This is a genomic window from Vibrio sp. 10N.222.55.C6 (assembly GCF_041473395.1).
In the GTDB taxonomy this organism is placed as follows: domain Bacteria; phylum Pseudomonadota; class Gammaproteobacteria; order Enterobacterales; family Vibrionaceae; genus Vibrio; species Vibrio crassostreae_C.
In genome coordinates this window covers 1-217 of record NZ_JBFRSD010000819.1, presented here as the reverse complement: position 1 = coordinate 217, position 217 = coordinate 1, and the positions used below count along the sequence as shown (strand labels likewise).

Sequence of the window (217 nt, the reverse complement as noted above, 5' to 3'; positions counted from 1 at the left end):
TGTCTGGCTTAGGTGTGATGCTGGCGATTGCCTTGCCTTGGTACATCATGGCTGAAATGGCAACACCGGGTTTTATTGATTACTTTATTGTTGGCGAGCACTTTAAGCGTTTTGTTGTGAGTGGTTGGGAAGGGGATCTTTATGGTTCAGCCCATGATGAAACAAGAGGAATGATTTGGGTTTTCTGGATTCAAGCAGCTGCGCCGTGGTCGATTGT

The 217-nt window shown here is 46.5% G+C and carries 1 pseudogene; it reads left to right on the top strand.

Annotated features, from left to right (window positions below):
- Positions 1-217 (top strand): annotated as a pseudogene (locus AB4486_RS26345) (dolichyl-phosphate-mannose--protein mannosyltransferase); the annotation flags it as partial.